An 18,666-nucleotide genomic window follows, 5' to 3' on the forward strand; every position below is an offset into this window, starting at 1 on the left:
CATGAATGGCTTGCCGGGCCGTTATAAGCGGTTACCCGCTCACGCGCGAGGGGGCATTTGCGCCCGTCCGCCGCCCGGCTGGAAATTCCGGCGCTGCGCGCTAGTGCTCAACCCCAGACGGAGGGACATGATGCTGCAATTCGACGAGGAAACCGCCCGCGTGCTGGAGGACGCCTATCAGGGAGCGGACGTGTCGCAGCGGCGGCGGGCCACGTTTGACGCGCTGGCGCCGGCGCCGGGCGACCGCATCCTGGATCTCGGCTGCGGCAACGGCCTGCTGACGCTGGAGCTGTCCCGCGCCGTCGGCCCTTCGGGCCATGTCACCGGGCTGGACGCCAGCCCGCAAATGCTGGACGCCGCCCGCCAGCGCCTGCAGGGGCGCGCAAACACCACCCTGACCGAAGGCGACGCCGCCCGCCTGCCGTTCGAGGCGGCCAGCTTCGGCAAGGCCGCCTGCCTGCAGGTGTTCGAATACCTGACCGACCGCCGCCCGGCCCTGCGCGCCCTGCACAAGGTGCTGACTCCCGGCGGCCTGCTGGCGGTGGGCGACATGCACTGGGACACCCTGGCCTGGCACAGCGACAACACCAACCGGATGGCCCGGATGCTGGAGGCCTGGAGCCGCCACATGGCGGTGCGCGACCTGCCCGCGAAACTGCCCGCCGAGATGCACAGCTGCGGCTTTGAAATCCTGAAAACCCAGCCGCTTGCCGTCTGCGACACCACACTGCGCCCGGACGGGCTGGCGATGATGATGATCCGGCTGATCCGCGCCTACGCGGTGGACATCGGCGCCACCGACAAGGACGACGCCGCCGCCTGGGCGCAGGAACAGGAGGAACTGGCGCAGGAGGGCCGGTTCTTCTTCTCCCTCACCCATTTCGTCTGCACCGCCCGGCGGCTCTGATCCGGGCCGCCGCCCAGGCATTGCCCGCCCCTGCATTGCAAGCCTCCCACCGAGGCTTCATCCCGCGGGTCCGGACAGCGCAGCGGCTTGACTGGTAAGAAGGCAGGCACTAGGAGCGCCCCGAAAGAGCAGCAGGAATTCCATGAAACTTATCCGTTAGCAAAGATTGCAGACCGATCATTCCCGGCCGTCCGGCAGCGGGCAGGCCGAACGTTCATCTGCTTCAAACGGAGCGCAAGAGGACACCTCTTGCGGGTAAATTTCTATGGAAAACTATCACATCGTCCAAGGGTGCATCCACCGGGACGGCTACACGCTCGGCTACTCGATCGAGGGGGAAGGAGAACCGCTGCTGATCATTGGCAGCCACGTCTTCTATCCACGCACATTTTCAGCAGGCCTGCGCAGCAAGCGAAAGCTGATCTTCATTGATCACCGCGGCTTCGCTCAGGCCGGCCGCCGCGCCGAGGCGCGTGACTGCTCACTGGAGACCATTACCGGTGATATCTCTGCAATGTGCAGCGCGCTTGGCCTTTCACGCCTGGATGTGCTGGGGCACTCTGGCCACGGCTACATGGCACTGGAGTTCGCCCGCCGCAGGCCGGATCTGGTCCGGAAGACCGTGGTTGTTGCGACCGGGCCAAGCCATTCACCGGAGCACATGGCATACGGGGAGCGTATCTGGAATATGCTTGCAGCTCCGGATCGAAAGCACCGTTTGGCACATGATCTGGCACGGATGGCTGCGAAAATCGAAGCTGAACCGCAAAAGAGGTTCATCTGGATGTGCCTGGGGCTGGCCGCCCGCAGCTGGTTTGACCCGTGTTTCGATGCTTCGGAGCTGTGGCAGGGTGTCCACGTTAACATGCCGGTTTTCGACAGCTTGTGGGGAGAAGTGTTCCGCGATTTCGATCCCGTCGCAGCGCTGCAGGAGATTCAAGCCCCGCTGCTGATTTGCATGGGGCGGCATGACCATCTGGTTGCCCCGCTGGAAACCTGGCTCCCGCTTATCCCTGCAAACCGCCAGCCTGCCTTTGCACTTTTTGAGCGGAGCGGCCACGCCCCGCAACTGGAGGAAGCGGAGCTGTTTGACGAAACCCTCCTGAACTTCCTGGCCTAAGGCACGGCCCCGTGCGGCTAGGAACCGCGCGGGGCTTTACAGGAGCTGGCCAGTTTTGGCCGGCCTGCTCCCTGACAGATCCCGCCATTGAAACGGGACCAAGGCACTTGACACTTCGGGCTCTGAACAGCCTGTCTCTGCGCCTTGCCCGAACGGCTGCTTTCCGCCGCTCGGGAGCCTCTTCGGCAAACATGTATCACAAAGGCGGGTTTCCTATTGGAAACGCCGGAAACGGACACATATTCCGGGCGTCTGCGTCATAATATTGCGCCATGGAACCCGAATACCGCCTTCACTATGCCCCAGACAACGCCTCGCTGATCATCCGGCTGGTGCTGGAGGAGCTCTGCCGGCCCTATGAATGCGTGCTGGTCGACCGCCGGGCGGAGGCGCAGAACAGCGCCGCTTACCGGGCGCTGAACCCGAACGGGCTGATCCCGGTGCTGGAAACCCCCGACGGCCCGCTGTTCGAGACCGCCGCCATTCTGCTGTGGCTGTCCGAGCGCCACGGCGCGATGGCGCCGCAGCCCGGCAATGCGGACCGCGCGGCGTTCCTGAAATGGCTGGTCTTTGCTTCCAACACGCTGCACGCCGATCTGCGGATGCTGTTCTATCCGGAGAAGTACATCGGCGATGCGGCAGCAGATCAGGCCCAGCTGCAAAAGGTGCTGCGCCAGCGCCTGCATTTGCATCTGACCCATCTCGACCAGGCCGCCGCCGGCCGCCCTTCCTGGCTCGGCGCGCCGCAGCCGTCGGTGCTGGATTATTACCTGGCCTGCCAGATGCGCTGGATGGCGCTTTATCCGGCGCAGGCCGACAAATCCTGGTTCGCCCTGTCCCGCTACCCCAGCCTGCAGCGCCTCTGCGCCGGGCTGGAGAGCCGCCCCGCCGTTACTGCGGCACGCGAGGCCGAGGGCCTCGGCGCCACCCCGTTCACATCTCCGGCCTATGCCAATCCCCCAGAAGGATCAGCCACCTAATGTTCCTCTCCGTTTTCGACATGTTCAAAGTGGGCATCGGCCCGTCGTCCTCCCACACCATGGGGCCGATGGTCGCCGCGGCGCGCTTTCTTGATATGATGCGCGCCTCGCCGTTCGAATTCCACGGGCTGCGCGCCTCGCTGCACGGCTCGCTCGCCTTCACCGGCGTCGGCCACGCCACCGACCGCGCCACCATCCTCGGCCTCGGCGGCTTCCGCCCCGACGATTACGACGACGAGAAGGCCGAGGCCTTCCTGGCGGAGCTGAACAAGACCCAAAAAATGCACCCTGAAGGCCTGGGCGAACTGCACTTCGACCCCAAGGCCGACATGATCTTCGACTACGACCAGGCGCTGCCGGGCCACGCCAACGGCATGATCCTGATGGCCACCGACGCCCAGGGCGACGTGATTCTGCGGCAGGTGTTCTACTCGATCGGCGGCGGCTTTGTCGTCACCGAGGAGGAACTGGCCGCGGGCAAGGCGACTGAGGAGGGCGATCCGGTGCCCTACCCGTTCAAGTCCGCCGCCGAGATGCTGGAAATGGCCAAGGCCAGCGGCAAGTCCATCGCGGACATGAAGCGCGCCAATGAAATTGCCCGCGGCTGCCCCGAAAGCCTGTCCAAAGGCACCGCCCGCATCTGGCAGGTGATGAACGACTGCATCAACCGCGGGCTGGAGCGCGACGGCATCCTGCCCGGCGGCCTCAAGGTGCGCCGCCGCGCCAAGGGCATCTATGACGCGCTGATGGCCGAGCGCGGCAGGAACCTGACCGCGCCGCACACCATCAACGACTGGATGAGCGTTTATGCGATGGCGGTGAACGAGGAAAACGCGGCCGGCGGCCAGGTGGTGACCGCCCCGACCAACGGCGCCGCAGGCACCCTTCCGGCGGTGATCCGCTACTACCTCGACCACGTGCCCGGCGCCTCGGAAAGCCACGTCGAGGACTTCCTGCTGACCGCCGCCGCCATTGCCGGCCTGGTGAAGTACAACGCGTCGATCTCCGGCGCTGAGGCCGGCTGCCAGGCTGAAGTCGGCTCTGCCGCCGCGATGTCCGCTGCGGGCCTCTGCGCCGTGATGGGCGGCACCCCGGAACAGGTGGAAAACGCCGCCGAGATCGCGCTGGAGCATCACCTTGGGATGACCTGCGATCCGGTCAAGGGCCTGGTGCAGGTCCCCTGCATCGAACGCAACGGCCTCGCGGCGATCAAGGCGGTCTCGGCCGCGTCGCTGGCGCTGCGCGGCGACGGCCAGCACTTCGTGCCGCTGGACGCCTGCATCGAGACCATGCGCCAGACCGGCGCCGACATGCACGACAAGTACAAGGAAACCTCGCTCGGCGGCCTGGCGGTGAACGTGCCGAACTGCTGACGTTGCGGTCACTGTAGAGAAGCCTTCTTGGGCCGTGTCACGCAGTGGCACGGCCCGCGCCTTATGTTGCCAGCCAGCGGCAGCAAAACATGCCACCTCCCAAAGCAGCTGGAGGCAATTCCACCCATCCTCCGCAACTCCAGCTTGCACGATGGCTATTGCGGGCCTAGCCTGCCGCCATGACACAGGACCGCCCCCTCCTCGGCATTGCCCTGATGCTGGGCTTCTGCCTGGTGATCCCGCTGGGAGATGCCATCGCCAAGCTGCTGACCGACCGGGTGCCGGTTGCCCAGATCGTCTTCATCCGCTTTGCCGCTCAGGCCGCGATCCTGCTGCCGCTGGCGCTCGCCATGCGCCTGCCGCTCAGCCTGTCGCGGCGGGTGGCGCCGCTCCTGTTCCTGCGCACCCTGCTGCAGATGGGCGGCATCGGCGCCATGTTCACCGCCTTCCGCTACCTGCCCTTGGCCGATGCCGTCGCGATTGCCTTCGTGATGCCTTTCATCATGCTCCTCCTGGGCAGATACGTCCTCAACGAAGAGGTCGGCCTGCGCCGCCTCGGCGCCTGCGCGGTTGGCTTTGCCGGCACATTGCTGGTCATTCAGCCCAGCTTTGCCGCGGTCGGCTGGAACGCGCTCTGGCCGCTGCTGGTGGCGGTGATCTTTGCCCTGTTCATGCTGATCACCCGCAAGATCGCCAAGGAAACCGATCCGGTCTCGGTGCAGGCGGTGGCCGGCGTCATGGGCACGGTGCTGCTGGCCCCGGTGCTGCTGATCGGCGATGCTGCAGGCATCATCGCACTGTCCACCGCGCTGCCGCCGCAGGACACCTGGACGCTGCTGGCCGCCGCCGGCGCGCTCGGCACCGTCGCCCATCTCCTGATGACCTGGAGCCTGCGCTTCGCCCCCACCTCCACGCTGGCCTCGATGCAGTACCTGGAGATCCCGGTGGCGGTGTTCTTCGGCTGGCTGATCTTTGCGGAGCTCCCCAACGCGCTCGCCGCCTTCGGCATCCTGCTGACCATCAGCGCCGGCCTTTATGCGGTGATGCGCGAGCGCAGGGCCTCCGAGACCGAAGAGCGCATCAACCCCGCCTGAGGACGGCCCCGCGAGCTAGCGGTCCAGCCGCAGCGCTGCCAGCACATCCGCCAGCAGCCGCCGCGGCACGATCGCCAGCAGCCCCGGCCCCTCCGGCACCAGCCGCACCGGGCCTGTCGCCCGGTTCGAGGTGCCGATCCGCCCCGCAGGCGACATCCGCAGGCCGTCGATCGGCCATTCCAGCCCCTCGGACCGCCCGGTCACCTCCTGCATCGGAAACAGCGAAATCACCTCTCCCGCTTGCGCCGGCAGCGCCACGGGCCGGGTCAGGTGGAAGATCACCTCCGTCTCGCCCACCAGCACGCAGGGGGATTCATGCCCCTGCACCAGCGTGCTGAACGCCGCCAGCTGATGGTCCACCCGCGCCCCCAGAAACCCCACCGCCAGCACCGCCGGCGCCGCTATCAGCCTCAGCGCCTTGTCAAAATCGGTGCTGTCCTGCTCCGCCACCCGGTGCAGGCTCGCAGCGGGCAGCTGCGCCCGCACCGCATCGCTCAACGAGTCGAAATCGCCGATCACCGCCCGCGGCGGATGCCCCGCCGCCAGCGCCGCCGCGGCGCCGCCGTCCGCCGCCACCAGCACCGGCGCCAGCGCCAGCGCCTCCTCCAGCGCGCCGGAGGCCATCTCGCCGCCGCCCACCAGCGTGATTGGTTCCGAAACGTCTACAATCTTAGTATTCATGCGGCCCATTCCTGCCTATTTTGGAAACAAGACACATTGTGAACACAAAATGATACGATCAATTGCACGGATTCGAGCAAAATTGGTCCTTCCAGCCATTATGGTGAATGACAACTGATGTGACGAAGACGAGCGAGCTTATGGTACACAACAACAAAGTCTTGACCGTATCCTATGGAACCTTTTCCTGCACATTGGAAGGGTTCGAGGATTCCTTCGGCACGATGAAGGCCATTGCCGAGTATTTCCGCGATCTTGCCGCCGATGACCGCTACTTCGGCGCCGAGCCGCCGCAGCCCGATGCCGACATGCTGGCCCGCATTGCCCAGCGCGAGATCGCCCGCCAGGTCGAGGCCCGCACCAGCGAGGGCGGTATCCACCTGCGCGCCGCCACCCCGGCGCTTGGCGCCGCCGCTGCCGAAGCCCCCGCTCCCGCGCCCGCACAGGCGCCCGCCGCTGCCCCGGCTGCCCCGGCGGCTGAACAGCCCGCGCCCGCTCCGGCCCCCGCCGAGGCGCAGGCAGCCGAAACCCCCGGGTCCGAGGCCGCCGCGGAAGAGGAAGCCGCCGCGGACGTGATTGCAGCCGAAGTCTCCGAAGCGGCCGCCGAAGCCGTTGCCGAGGAAGCCCAGGCCGCCGCCGCAGAAATCGAGGACGCCGCGGCAGAGGTTGAGGCCGACGCGGAGGAAGCTGCGGAAATTATCGCCGAAGCCGAAGCCGAAGCCGAAGCCGAAGCCGAAGCCGAAGCCGAAGCCGAAGCCGAAGCCGAAGCCGAAGCCGAAGCCGAAGCAGCCATCGCAGCTGTGCTGGGCACCGCAAGCGAAGAAGAGCCAGCCCCCGCTGTCGAACTGCTGGAAGTCACCGAGGCAGAGGCGGAAGGCGAAACGGAAGAGCCGCGCGCGGAAGCGGAGCCGGTTGCGGCCGAAGCCGCTGCCGAAGCGCCCGCTGCCGACAGCATCGCCGCCAAGCTGCAGCGCATCCGCGCGGTGGTGGCACAGACCCCCGAAGAGGATTTCAGCGAGGATGAGCACGCCGATGACGTTCTCGAGAACGCGGCGGACGACATTTCCAGCGCAATGCTTGACGACGACGGCGGGCCGGATTTCGACGACGATGCCGACGGCGAGATCGCCCGCGCGCTGGACCGCCTGGACCTGAACGCCGCCGACGCAGAAGACGCAGCCGCCGCGGCCGGAGACGCCGCCGCAGAGGAAGACGAGGAGGACGCCGCCGAAGGCGGCCTCTTCACCGGCCTCGGCGAAGACGGCGAGGACAGCGCAGAGGACAGCAGCAACCTGCTGGCCGCGGAGGAAGAAGCCGCCCCTGCCCCTGCCCCGGCCCGGGTCCGCATCACCAAGCTCAAGCGCGCGGTCATCGACAAGGCCATCGCCGCCGGCCAGCTGCAGGAGGCGGAAGCTGCAGCGGATGCAGAGCAGGCGCAGGACACCCTCTCGGATGCGGACGAAGCCGACCTGATGCGTGAACTGGCCGAGGTGGAAGCCGAAATCCTTGCCGCCTCCGAACAGCCCGAGCCCCGCGAGGAAGCTGGCGGCGACGCCGCGCAGGCAGAGGCAGCCGATCCCGCCGCACCCGGTCTGGACGACAGCGATGTGTCCCGCCTGATGGCGGCTGCGGATGAAAGGCTGGACGACCCGGAAACCGCCTCCTCCCGCGAGGCCTACAGCCAACTGCGCGGCGCCGTGGCGGCCACCAAGGCCGACGGCACCGGCGGCGACGTACCCGACGATGCCAAGCCCTACCGCGACGACCTGGCCAGCGTGGTGCGCCCGCGCCGCCCCGAAGCCCGCCAAGGCGCGTCGGTGCGCCCCGCCAGCCCGGCGGCCCGCCCGGCGCCGCTGAAGCTGGTGGCCGAACAGCGCATCGACGAAGGCACCCCTGCCGCGTCCGCGCCGCAGCCGGTCCGCCCGCGCCGGGTGTCGGCTGCGGTTCTCGGCAATGACACCGAAGCCGGCGGCAGCGGCTTCGCCGCCTACGCCGAAGAGCGCGGCGCCGCCGAGCTGCATGAACTGCTGGAGGCCGCCGCGGCCTACATGAGCTTTGTCGAGGGCCGCGACCATTTCTCGCGCCCGCAGCTGATGAACAAGGTGCGCAGCGCCGGCAGCAGCGACTTCAACCGCGAGGACGGGCTGCGCTCCTTCGGCCAGCTCCTGCGCGACGGCAAGATCGAACGCTCCGGCAACGGCCAGTTCACCGCCTCCGGCGACATCGGCTTCAAGCCCGGCAAACGCGCCGCGGGCTGACCCCGGACACCCCGGACAGAAAAAGGCGGCCCGCGAGGCCGCCTTTTTTTTCAGGCCGGATCCCTGTTCACCTTTGCGGAAATACTCCGGGGTGAATTGGCCGCGAGGCCAAGAGGGGCAGCGCCCCTCTTTCCTTCCAGCATGCGGGGGGCAGCGCCCTTCCAGCTTACTGCTTGTCGGCGTCCGGATCTTCTTTGCCGACGCCGCGGAACACGAACTTGAACGGCAGCACCCAGACGATGCCGAGCGCCACATAGACCACCAGCTCCAGCCACAACGGCGGCCGGTCAAGCCAGTTCAGCACCGTGACCGCAGCCACGATGTAAACCGGCATCCCGACCAGCAGGATCACCAGGGCCCAGCGCCGCCGGGCCTTGTAGCTCAGTCCTTCCTTGTCAGCCATCAGTCGGCAAACGGGTCGGTCACCAGGATGGTGTCGTCCCGCTCCGGGCTGGTGGACAGGAGCGCAACAGGGCAGTCGATCAGCTCTTCCACGCGCTTCACGTATTTGATCGCGTTGGCCGGCAAATCGTTCCAGCTGCGCGCGCCTTCGGTGCTTTCGCTCCAGCCGTCCATCTCTTCATAGATAGGGGTGCAGCGGGCCTGCTGGTCGGCGGCAGTCGGCAGGTAGTCCAGACGCTCGCCGTCCAGCTCGTAGCCGGTGCAGATCTTCAGGGTCTCGAAGCCGTCCAGCACGTCCAGCTTGGTCAGCGAGATGCCGTTGATGCCGGAGGTGGCGCAGGTCTGGCGCACCAGGCAGGCATCGAACCAGCCGCAGCGGCGCTGGCGGCCGGTGGTGGTGCCGAACTCATGGCCGCGGGTGCCCAGGCGCTCGCCATCGGCATCCGGCTTGCCTTCGGCGTTCAGCAGCTCGGTCGGGAACGGGCCTTCGCCGACGCGGGTGGTATAGGCCTTCACAATGCCCAGCACGTAGTCGATGGAGCCCGGGCCGATGCCGACGCCGGTGGCCGCCTGGCCCGCAATCACGTTCGAGGAGGTCACGAAGGGATAGGTGCCGAAATCGATGTCCAGCAGCGCGCCCTGGGCGCCTTCGAACAGGATCCGCTTGCCGGATTTCCGCTTCTCGTTCAGCACCTTCCAGACCGGCGCCGCAAACGGCAGGATCTGCGGCGCGATCTCTTTCAGCTGCGCGATCAGCGCATCGCGGTCGACCGGGTCAACGCCCAGGCCGCGGCGCAGCGGGTCATGGTGCTGCAGCGCGCGGTCGACGCGGGCAACCAGCGTCGCTTCGTCGGCCAGGTCGGCCACGCGGATGGCGCGGCGGCCCACCTTGTCCTCATAGGCCGGGCCGATGCCGCGGCCGGTGGTGCCGATCTTGGTGCCCTTGGAAGCCGCCTCTTCGCGCGCCCGGTCCAGCTCGCCGTGCAGCGGCAGGATCAGCGGCGTGTTCTCGGCGATCATCAGGGTTTCCGGGGTGATCTCCACGCCCTGCGCCTGAACGGTGGCGATTTCCTTCATCAGGTGCCAGGGGTCCAGCACCACGCCGTTGCCGATGACGCTCAGCTTGCCGCCGCGCACCACGCCCGAGGGCAGCGCGTGCAGCTTGTAGACCTTGCCGTCAATGACCAGCGTGTGGCCGGCGTTGTGGCCGCCCTGGAAGCGGGCGATCACGTCAGCGCGCTCGCTCAGCCAGTCCACGATCTTGCCTTTCCCTTCGTCGCCCCACTGGGCGCCGACTACGACGACATTGGCCATATCCGGTCCTTTACAGTCTGGTTCAAACCCACGCTCATATAGCGATGCTGCGCAGGCAGTGGAACCGCAAATTCGCCGCAGGAGAAGGCTTAGCCAAGGTTTTCGACCCTATCACCAAGGGCTGCGCCTGCCTGGGCCGGCGCGAATGCGTGTGCTTGCCGCTGATTCCCGAAGAGCACCGCGCAGAAAGGAGGGCGAGCGCCAGCCCGCGGGCTGGCGCTGCGCGCCTTGTTCCGGGCTGGGTGTTGCCCACCCGGCGTACGGTGCCTTCACGCAATCCTCATGGCCCTATGCGACACTTTCAAATGATCGCGATCCCCCGCCATGGTTCCCGCGCGCGGGGCCATGATACGAGGCGCAGGCATCTGTGAGGCTGCCTGTGCGACACCCGGAGACCGGCCCTGATAAAAAGGGGGTCGTCCAGGATATCCTGCCCGAGCAGGCCCCCGGCGGGGTCTGTCCACCTCCACCCGGCGGCGCCGCCCCCTGAAACGGGACACAGCGCAGACCCGAAGAATACGGACCGAAACAGATCAGCACGGCACAACCGCCACGGGCCAGCGGCCCCCGGCGGCCAAAACCGCATGTTCAGCCGCGCAGGCGCACCGGCGCGCCATGCGGGGTCGACAGATACGCCTCCTCCCAGCGGCGGCGCATCACCTCGGCCTCGGCACGGCTCGCAGCACCCTGCTCCGCCAGGAACATCTCCAGCGTTTCCAGCCAGGCGCGGAAGTAATCCTCGCCCCCGTCCAGCTCCCGGCTCAGGCCGTGGCGCTTCAAAGTGGCCGAGAACCGCTCCACCCACTCGCCCCAGCTGAACCGCCCGGCCTCATTCAGATGCACCGTCAGGGCAAAGACCTGCGCGTGCCAGGGCTCGGCAAAGACCGGCTCCGGTGCAGAAACCTCAGCACACATGCTCATAGCGGCTCCAGGTAGCTTTGCCACAGGTCCAGCACCACCTCGTCATCGGGATGCTCCGGGTGCGCCCACAGCGCGCGGGCAAAGAAGCGCACCGCATAAAGCGGCTCCGGCGCCTCCCCCAGCCCGTGGGCGCTGCTGTCGGGCAGCACATGGGTGCCGTGCAGCCGCAGAATATAGCCCTGCGCCCCGGCGGCGTACTGCGGCAGCCGCGTGTGGCCGCCCTCCACCAGCGCGTTGTCAGCAGGGATTCGCACCCGCACCGCCTGTCCGGGGGAGAACCGCGGCGCCGGTCCGCCCTCGCGGTCGGCAGGTCCGCCCTTGGCCAGCGCCCCCGCCACGTTCTCCGCTTTCAAGGCCCGCTCCGCCAGCGCATGCAGCCCGGCGGCGCCCTGGCCCTGCAGGTCCTCGCGCGTCAGCACGCCCTTTTCGACCAGCAAGTCCGCCAGCGCCGAGATCCATTTCTCGTAATAGGAAAACCGCGTGTAATCCTTGGGCGACAGCCGCTCGCGGGCATGACGCGAGGTGTCGATGTTCCACTGCCCCAGCGCGCCGCAGGCCAGCGTCACCGCCAGCGCACGGGCATGCCAATCCTCGGCAAAGACCGGTGCGTCCTCCCCCTCAGGCACCACCGGCCCATCGCCGAATCGCCCGCCCATGTCATGCACCCGGGTCATGTTGGCACCTTCGCCAATCCAGTGCCGATCATGCTGTCGCGGGTGACCAGTGCAGCCAGTTCCTCTTCGCTCATCCCCCCGGTGCCCTCGGGCCGCATGGGCAGCACCAGATAGCGGACCTCGGCGGTCGAATCCCAGACCCGCACCGCGGTCTCCGGCGGCAGTGTCACCCCGAACTCCGCCAGCACCTTGCGCGGCTCCCGCACCGCGCGGGCGCGGTAGGCGTCGGATTTGTACCAGCCCGGCGGAATGCCCAGAAGCGGCCACGGGTAGCAGCTGCATAAGGTGCAGACGACCATATTGTGCTGCTGGGGCGTGTTCTCCACCACCACCATATGCTCGCCCTGGCGGCCGTAATAGCCGAGGTCTGCCAGCACCGGATCCGCGTCCGCCAGCAGCGCTGCCCTGAACTCCGGATCGCTCCAGGCGCGGGCCACCACCCGGGCGCCGTTCTGCGGGCCGATCCTGTTCTGATAGGTGTCGATAATCTCCTCCAGCGCGGCGGGGTCGATCAGGCCCTTTTCGGTGAGAATCGTCTCCAGCGCCTTCACCCGCAGGGCAGGATCGGGCGGCAGCAGGGCGTGCGGGTGGTCGGGATGATCATGGGGCATGGCGCCATGCTGCGCCGCTGCGCCCCCCGCTGTCCAGTCACCTTTGCTGATGCCCCGGATCACGTTGCGTGACGTCCGCGGCAGCTTGTGCGCCAAGCCTGCAACTCCGCCCTTGCCCCCCCGGTCAATCTTGCCTATTTACCGCCCGGTACTTAGCCAACCGCCGCAGGGACCCATGGAAAACGTTGTTCTGATCATCCATCTTCTTCTGGCTCTCGGCCTGATCGCCGTGGTTCTGCTGCAGCGCTCCGAAGGCGGCGGCCTGGGCATGGGCAGCGGCGGCGGCGGCGGCGCAATCTCCGGCCGCGCAGCGGCCACCGCGCTCAGCAAGCTGACCTGGCTGCTGGCGATCGCCTTCATCTGCACCTCGATCACCCTGACCATCATGGCCGCGCAGAAATCCGCGGGCTCCTCTGTTGCCGACCGGATCGGCGTGCCGCAGAGTGAAGAGGGCGAGGCGCCCGCAGCCCCGGCGGCACCGCTGGGCAGCGACCTGCTGCCGCCGTCCGAGGGCGACAACGCTCCGCTGGTTCCCAGCGCAGACTGATCCACTACACCTTGAGAGGGTTTTAGGAACCGCAACAGCATCTTGCGGTTCCCTTGCGCATTTCGTGCGAATCCTTTATATATGAAGTCCCGTGATGCTGCGGTTTTTGGAATGATTCCGATCACCGCCGGGCAGCTGAAATCTGACTTCTCACGGGGGCAGCCGAACACATATGGCGCGTTTTATCTTCATCACCGGCGGTGTTGTTTCATCCCTGGGCAAAGGCCTGGCTTCGGCGGCGCTCGGCGCCCTTCTGCAGGCGCGGGGCTACTCGGTCCGCCTGCGCAAGCTGGACCCCTATCTGAACGTCGATCCCGGCACCATGAGCCCGTTCGAGCACGGCGAGGTCTTCGTCACCGACGACGGCGCCGAGACCGATCTGGACCTCGGCCACTACGAGCGCTTCACCGGGGTGCCGGCCCGCAAGACCGACTCGATCTCGTCGGGCCGGATCTACACCAACGTGCTGGAGAAGGAGCGCCGCGGCGACTACCTCGGCAAGACCATCCAGGTCATTCCGCACGTGACCAACGAAATCAAGGACTTCATCTCCATCGGCGAAGATGAGGTCGATTTCATGCTCTGCGAGATCGGCGGCACCGTCGGCGATATCGAGGGCTTGCCCTTCTTCGAGGCGATCCGCCAGTTCGCCCAGGACAAGCCGCGCGGCGAATGCATTTTCATGCACCTGACGCTGCTGCCTTACATCAAGGCCTCCGGCGAGCTGAAGACCAAGCCGACCCAGCACTCGGTGAAGGAGCTGCGCTCCATCGGCCTGGCGCCCGACATCCTGGTCTGCCGCTCCGAAGGCCCGATCCCGGTCAAGGAACGCGAAAAGCTGGCGCTGTTCTGCAACGTCCGCGCTGACTCTGTGATTGCCGCGCAGGACCTGAAATCGATCTACGAGGCACCGCTGGCCTATCACCGCGAGGGTCTGGACCAGGCGGTGCTGGATGCCTTCGGCATCGCCCCTGCCCCCAAGCCCAACCTGGAGCGCTGGGAAGATGTGGCCGACCGCATCTACAACCCCGAGGGCGAAGTGAAGGTGGCCATCGTCGGCAAGTACACCCAGCTGGAAGACGCCTATAAATCCATCGCCGAGGCGCTGACCCACGGCGGCATGTCGAACCGGGTCAAGGTCTCGATCGAATGGGTCGATGCGGAGCTCTTTGACAAGGAAGACGCCGCCCCCTACCTGCAGGGCTACCATGCGATCCTGGTGCCCGGCGGCTTTGGCGAGCGCGGCACCGAGGGCAAGATCAAGGCGGCGCAGTATGCGCGCGAGAACAAGGTGCCCTACCTGGGCATCTGCCTCGGCATGCAGATGGCGGTGATCGAGGCCGCCCGCAACGTGGCAGGCATTGCCGAGGCGGGCTCCGAGGAGTTCGACCACGAGGCCGGCAAGAAACGCTTTGAACCCGTGGTCTACCACCTGAAGGAATGGGTGCAGGGCAACATGACTGTCGAGCGCAAGGTCGGCGACGACAAGGGCGGCACCATGCGCCTTGGCGCCTATGACGCGACGCTGGCCGAGGGCTCCAGGGTCGCGGATGTCTACGGCAGCACTCATATCGAGGAGCGCCACCGCCACCGCTATGAAGTCGACACCAAGTACCGCGAGCAGCTGGAGAAATGCGGTCTCAGCTTCTCCGGCATGTCGCCGGACGGCCGCCTGCCCGAGATCGTGGAGTGGAAGGACCACCCGTGGTTCATCGGCGTCCAGTTCCACCCGGAACTGAAATCCAAGCCCTTCGCGCCGCACCCGCTGTTCGACGATTTCGTCCGCGCGGCCAAGGAAGCCTCGCGGCTGGTGTAACACCCGGGCTTTGACAGCCGGGCTGAAATTGAAAAGGCGGGCCGCAGGCCCGCCTTTTCCTGTATTCCGATTTCCTGTGCGCTGCCCGGCCAGCGGCCGGGCAAATATGCTGTTTCAGGCTCAGAAGCCGTGCATCCGCTTGGCCCATTGATAGGCCACCACCAGCCCTTTCATCCGCGGCAGCATGATCAGCGAGGCGCCGACGGTGATCACCGACATGATGATCGCCAGCATCCAAGGGTCCGGGCGCATCTGCGTGTAGATGATGTGCAGCGCGAAGCCGAGGATGTGGCCGACCACCAGGATGGTCAGATAGGCCGGGCCGTCATCGGCGCGCTGATGATGCAGCTCCTGGCCGCATGCGGAGCAGCCGTCATTCACTTTCAGGTAACTGTGCAGCAGCTTGCCCTCGCCGCAGTTCGGGCAGCGCAGCCGCAGCCCTTTCAGCAATGCGGGTTTCAGTTCCCGCTGCTCCTTCTGCAAAACGTCCGTCCCGGTCATCGCGCATCTCCTTGGGTTCCGGCGCCTGATACCGCGATTCCCGCATTGAATGCAATCAATACCCAATCATTGATGTTGCATATTTCGACGCAGTCAGGCATTGAACCAATCAATCATGATGCAATTCACCCCGGAGCTTCTGCGGATGAAACAATGGACCCCTGCCCGGCTGGACGGCGCCCGGCCCCGCTACATCGAATTGGCCGAGGCGATCCGGGCCGACATCGACGCGGGCGTGCTGGCGCCCGGCGACCGGCTGCCGCCGCAGCGGCGGGTGGCGCAGGACCTTGGGATCGACTTTTCCACCGTGTCGCGGGGCTATGCCGAGGCGGTGCGGCGCGGTTATATCGAGAGCTTCGTCGGCCGCGGCACCTTCGTGCGCAGCCAGGACGCGCTGCCGGAGCGCCCCGACCCGCGGCGGGCGCTGGAAGAAGACCCGATGATGAACATGCCCCCTGAACCGGACGACCCGGTGCTGCTGGCGCGGATGCAGAAGGGTCTGGAGCATGTCTCCGCCAACCTGCTGCCGCTGCTGCGCTACCAGTCGGTGACCGGCAGCCCGCAGGACCGCGCCATCGCAGCGGAGTGGATGCAGGCCGGCGGCCTGCCCTGCGCGCCGGAGCGGCTGGCGGTCACGCCGGGCGCGCATGCCAGCCTGTACGCGGTGCTGACGGTGCTGGCAGAGCCGGGCGCAACGGTGCTGTGCGAGGAGGTGACCTATCCCGGGCTGCGCTCCATCGCGGCGCGGCTGGGCCTGCGGCTGACCGGCATCGCGGGCGACAAGGACGGCATCCTGCCGGAGGAGCTGGACAAGGCGATCACCTGCCAGTGGCCGGCGGCGCTGTACCTGAACCCGACGCTGCAGAACCCCACCACCCGGACCATGCCCGCGGCGCGGCGGCGCGAGATTGCAGAGGTGCTGCAAAGGCATGCGGTGCCGCTGGTCGAGGATGATGCCTATTGCTTCGTCGCCGAGGATGCGCCCGCGCCGGTTTCCAGCCTGATCCCGGACCTGGGCTGGCATATTGCCGGGCTCTCGAAATGTTTCGGCGCCGGGCTGCGGCTGGCCTATACCACCGTGCCGCAGCGCAGCCAGATGGGGCAGTTCTCCCAGGCCCTGCGGTCGATGCATGTGATGGTCTCGCCGCTGAACCTGGCACTGCTGGGGCGCTGGATCGAGGATGGCACCGCGGCGGAGCTGCAGGCCTTTGTGCGCAAGGCCGCAGCCGCGCGCCAGACGCTGGCGGCGGAGGTGCTGCAGGAGTGTTTCACCGAAAGCGATCCGCTCGCCTTCAACCTGTGGCTCAGCCTGCCGCGCGGCACCAGCCGGGCCGAGGTCATGGGCCGCATGGCCGGGCGCCAGATCGGCATCATGCCAAGCGACGCCTTCACCGTCACCGGCCTGCCGGAGGAAGCGGTGCGGGTGTGCCTGGGCGGGCCGATCAGCCTGGAGGAGCTGCGCGGGGACCTGATTGCGCTGCACGACGCGGTCACCCGCAAGGACTGGCTGGGCTGACAGCGCGCCGGGCCGCCGGCGCGGCGCTGTCCGCAAACAGCCGCCTGCCGCCGCAAATCCTTGTTCCGTTAGCGCAACACCCCGTTGTTTCCCGCCAGATTCGCGGTATAGACAGCGCCAAGACCGACCATTCCAAAGAAGAGTGACGCATTATGGCCAATGACGCTTCCACACGGCAGGAACAACTCGACCGCATTGCAACCGGCAAAGGCTTCATTGCCGCGCTGGACCAGTCCGGCGGCTCCACCCCGAAAGCGCTGGCGCTTTATGGCGTGAACGAGGACGCCTATTCGGGCGATGACGAGATGTTCGCCGAGATCCACAAGATGCGCACCCGCATCATCACCTCGCCGAGCTTCACCAAGGACCGCATCCTGGGCGCGATCCTGTTCGAGAAGACCATGGACGGCGAGATCGAAGGCAAGCCGACGGCGCAATACCTGTGGGAGAACTGCGGCGTGGTGCCGTTCCTGAAGGTGGACAAGGGTCTGGCCGGCGAAGAAGACGGCGTGCAGATGATGAAGCCGATGCCGGAACTGGATGCACTGCTGTCGCGCGCCAACGCCAAGGGCATCTTCGGCACCAAGATGCGCTCGGTCGTCAAGGAAGCCAATGCCGAAGGCATCAAGGCGGTTGTCGCCCAGCAGTTCGAAGTGGGCAAGCAGATCGTGGCAGCCGGCCTGGTGCCGATCATCGAGCCGGAAGTCGACATTCACTCCGCCAGCAAGGCCGAGGCCGAAGAGCTGCTGAAGGCTGAGATCAAGGCGCAGCTGGACGCGCTGCCGTCCGATGCCAAGGTGGCGCTGAAGCTGACCATCCCGACCAAGCCGGGCCTGTACGATGATCTGGCCGATCACGCCACTGTTGTCCGCGTTGTGGCGCTGTCCGGCGGCTACAGCACCGACGACGCCTGCGCGCGCCTGTCTCAGAACCCCAAGATGATCGCCTCTTTCAGCCGCGCGCTGACCGAGGGGCTGAACGTGGCCATGTCCGACGCGGAATACGACGCGGCGCTGGGGGCCAACATCGGCAAGATCTACGACGCCTCGCTGTAAGGCCCGTCAGTTGTGAAGTCGAGAAGGCCGCGCCTGCACCCGGGCGCGGCCTTTTCCGTGGGCTTCAGTAGCCGTTGCGCCCGGCGCAGCAGACCGCCAGCACCAGCCCCGCACCGCTGAGAAAGGGCAGCCAGAAGAAGCGCAGCGCGGTCAGGGTGAACCAGCCGGGCTGCTGCTCCGGCGCCTGGCCCGCGCCGCCGAGCCAGGACCAGAAGATCAGCGCCGAGGCCGAGATCATCACCCCGCTGAGCGCCAGCAGCCAGCGCGCCGACCTAGGCATCCTTTCCTCGCCGGCCGCAAGCCGTTCCGCCGTCCTGCTGGCGGCGAGCCACCCGCTCACGCCGCCTGGGTCAGCGAGGGGCGCAAACCGGTGTAGCTGACCTTGTTCTCGTTGGCGGCGAGATAGCGCTGCGCCTCCTCGCGGTTTCCGAAGCTCAGCGCCTCATCGTAAAAATAGGTAATCCGGTCCCCGGTCCGGGACAGCAGGCCGCCGCTTTCAAACAGGATAAACCACTTCTTCTGCACCACTTGCATCAGCCTCACTCCTTTCTGAAGCCCGGCTGCGGGCCCAGTCCGCCGCAGCCGGTTCAATTGCAGTTCCTCAGGATGCAAGCGGCCGCCCGGTGGCCCGCCGGCCGCCGGTCAGCAGATTTCCAGATGCTGGAGTGGCCATTCTTGCGCCCTGCTGAGGGCAGAATTCGCCCCCAGATGTTGCCAAAACGTTAACAGGGTTTTCCGCTGGTTTTACGCGGCATGTTCCCGCCGGCCGGTGGCGGTTTCCCGCCGGCGCGAGCGGATTTACGGACAATTTGGCGAAAGTCCGCTGTTGCAGAATCCGGGCGCGGTCCGGAAGCGGCGCGGAGGTGCCGGGCAGGGCCTGCCCGCCGCCGGAACAG

The 18,666-nt window shown here is 66.8% G+C and carries 19 protein-coding genes; 10 read left to right on the forward strand and 9 right to left on the reverse strand.

Annotated elements, in window-relative coordinates:
* Positions 1-130: 130 nt before the first annotated feature.
* The 5 genes from KUV26_RS05865 to KUV26_RS05885 all read left to right on the forward strand — a co-directional run bounded on the left by KUV26_RS05865 (position 131) and on the right by KUV26_RS05885 (position 5,474).
* The gene (locus tag KUV26_RS05865; protein ID WP_222507675.1) at positions 131-907 is read left to right on the forward strand and encodes a methyltransferase domain-containing protein; all 777 of its coding nucleotides are present in this window, start codon (positions 131-133) and stop codon (positions 905-907) included.
* A 265-nt stretch (positions 908-1,172) separates the two neighbouring features.
* Positions 1,173-2,027, forward strand: a complete 855-nt coding sequence (locus KUV26_RS05870; protein ID WP_222507676.1) for an alpha/beta fold hydrolase — start codon at positions 1,173-1,175, stop codon at positions 2,025-2,027.
* A gap of 272 nt (positions 2,028-2,299) precedes the next feature.
* Positions 2,300-3,007, forward strand: a complete 708-nt coding sequence (locus KUV26_RS05875) for a glutathione S-transferase family protein (protein ID WP_222507677.1) — start codon at positions 2,300-2,302, stop codon at positions 3,005-3,007.
* Positions 3,007-4,380, forward strand: a complete 1,374-nt coding sequence (locus KUV26_RS05880; protein ID WP_222507678.1) for an L-serine ammonia-lyase — start codon at positions 3,007-3,009, stop codon at positions 4,378-4,380. The genes KUV26_RS05875 and KUV26_RS05880 overlap by 1 nt, the downstream gene beginning before the upstream one ends.
* A 179-nt stretch (positions 4,381-4,559) precedes the next feature.
* Positions 4,560-5,474, forward strand: coding sequence for a DMT family transporter (locus KUV26_RS05885; RefSeq protein ID WP_222507679.1), 915 nt, complete (start codon positions 4,560-4,562; stop codon positions 5,472-5,474).
* Between the two features lie 15 nt (positions 5,475-5,489).
* Here KUV26_RS05885 and KUV26_RS05890 read toward each other — a convergent pair whose 3' ends face one another.
* Complete coding sequence (locus KUV26_RS05890) at positions 5,490-6,155, reverse strand: thiamine diphosphokinase (protein ID WP_222507680.1); 666 nt, start codon at positions 6,153-6,155, stop codon at positions 5,490-5,492.
* Between the two features lie 140 nt (positions 6,156-6,295).
* Here KUV26_RS05890 and KUV26_RS05895 point away from each other — a divergent pair, with 140 nt between their 5' ends.
* A complete protein-coding gene (locus tag KUV26_RS05895; RefSeq protein WP_261399785.1) occupies positions 6,296-8,413 on the forward strand; it encodes a chemotaxis protein CheA in 2,118 nt (705 codons plus the stop codon).
* Between the two features lie 166 nt (positions 8,414-8,579).
* Here KUV26_RS05895 and KUV26_RS05900 read toward each other — a convergent pair whose 3' ends face one another.
* From KUV26_RS05900 to nthA, 5 genes are all read right to left on the reverse strand, one after another.
* Positions 8,580-8,816, reverse strand: a complete 237-nt coding sequence (locus KUV26_RS05900; protein ID WP_222507682.1) for a DUF2842 domain-containing protein — start codon at positions 8,814-8,816, stop codon at positions 8,580-8,582.
* Complete coding sequence (locus KUV26_RS05905; protein ID WP_222507683.1) at positions 8,816-10,129, reverse strand: adenylosuccinate synthase; 1,314 nt, start codon at positions 10,127-10,129, stop codon at positions 8,816-8,818. The genes KUV26_RS05900 and KUV26_RS05905 overlap by 1 nt, the downstream gene beginning before the upstream one ends.
* 588 nt (positions 10,130-10,717) lie before the next feature.
* On the reverse strand, positions 10,718-11,050 hold the full coding sequence (locus KUV26_RS05910) for a nitrile hydratase accessory protein (RefSeq protein WP_222507684.1): 333 nt from the start codon (positions 11,048-11,050) through the stop codon (positions 10,718-10,720).
* On the reverse strand, positions 11,047-11,724 hold the full coding sequence (gene nthB / locus KUV26_RS05915) for a nitrile hydratase subunit beta (RefSeq protein WP_222507685.1): 678 nt from the start codon (positions 11,722-11,724) through the stop codon (positions 11,047-11,049). Before nthB ends, KUV26_RS05910 begins: the two co-directional genes overlap by 4 nt.
* Positions 11,721-12,335, reverse strand: coding sequence for a nitrile hydratase subunit alpha (nthA, locus tag KUV26_RS05920; RefSeq protein WP_222507686.1), 615 nt, complete (start codon positions 12,333-12,335; stop codon positions 11,721-11,723). The genes nthB and nthA overlap by 4 nt, the downstream gene beginning before the upstream one ends.
* 175 nt (positions 12,336-12,510) lie before the next feature.
* Here nthA and secG point away from each other — a divergent pair, with 175 nt between their 5' ends.
* Both secG and KUV26_RS05930 read left to right on the forward strand, forming a co-directional pair.
* The gene (secG, locus tag KUV26_RS05925; RefSeq protein ID WP_222504507.1) at positions 12,511-12,882 is read left to right on the forward strand and encodes a preprotein translocase subunit SecG; all 372 of its coding nucleotides are present in this window, start codon (positions 12,511-12,513) and stop codon (positions 12,880-12,882) included.
* A 172-nt stretch (positions 12,883-13,054) separates the two neighbouring features.
* Complete coding sequence (locus KUV26_RS05930; protein ID WP_222504508.1) at positions 13,055-14,698, forward strand: CTP synthase; 1,644 nt, start codon at positions 13,055-13,057, stop codon at positions 14,696-14,698.
* 120 nt (positions 14,699-14,818) lie between these two features.
* Here the strand turns inward: KUV26_RS05930 and KUV26_RS05935 are convergent, their stop codons facing one another.
* On the reverse strand, positions 14,819-15,199 hold the full coding sequence (locus KUV26_RS05935; RefSeq protein WP_222504509.1) for a DUF983 domain-containing protein: 381 nt from the start codon (positions 15,197-15,199) through the stop codon (positions 14,819-14,821).
* A gap of 145 nt (positions 15,200-15,344) precedes the next feature.
* Between KUV26_RS05935 and KUV26_RS05940 the strand changes: the two genes are divergently transcribed.
* Together KUV26_RS05940 and KUV26_RS05945 are read left to right on the forward strand one after the other, a co-directional pair.
* On the forward strand, positions 15,345-16,715 hold the full coding sequence (locus KUV26_RS05940; RefSeq protein ID WP_222507998.1) for a PLP-dependent aminotransferase family protein: 1,371 nt from the start codon (positions 15,345-15,347) through the stop codon (positions 16,713-16,715).
* A gap of 152 nt (positions 16,716-16,867) precedes the next feature.
* Entirely contained in the window at positions 16,868-17,770 is a 903-nt protein-coding gene (locus KUV26_RS05945; protein ID WP_222504510.1) for a fructose bisphosphate aldolase, read from the forward strand.
* 64 nt (positions 17,771-17,834) lie between these two features.
* On the opposite strand, the gene KUV26_RS05950 is transcribed toward KUV26_RS05945, so the two are convergent.
* A complete protein-coding gene (locus KUV26_RS05950; RefSeq protein WP_222504511.1) occupies positions 17,835-18,050 on the reverse strand; it encodes a hypothetical protein in 216 nt (71 codons plus the stop codon).
* Positions 18,051-18,106: 56 nt separating this feature from the next.
* Positions 18,107-18,304, reverse strand: coding sequence for a hypothetical protein (locus tag KUV26_RS05955; protein WP_222504512.1), 198 nt, complete (start codon positions 18,302-18,304; stop codon positions 18,107-18,109).
* Between the last annotated feature and the right edge of the window lie 362 nt (positions 18,305-18,666).

This window comes from Leisingera daeponensis (genome assembly GCF_019801465.1).
In the GTDB taxonomy this organism is placed as follows: Bacteria; Pseudomonadota; Alphaproteobacteria; order Rhodobacterales; family Rhodobacteraceae; genus Leisingera; species Leisingera daeponensis_A.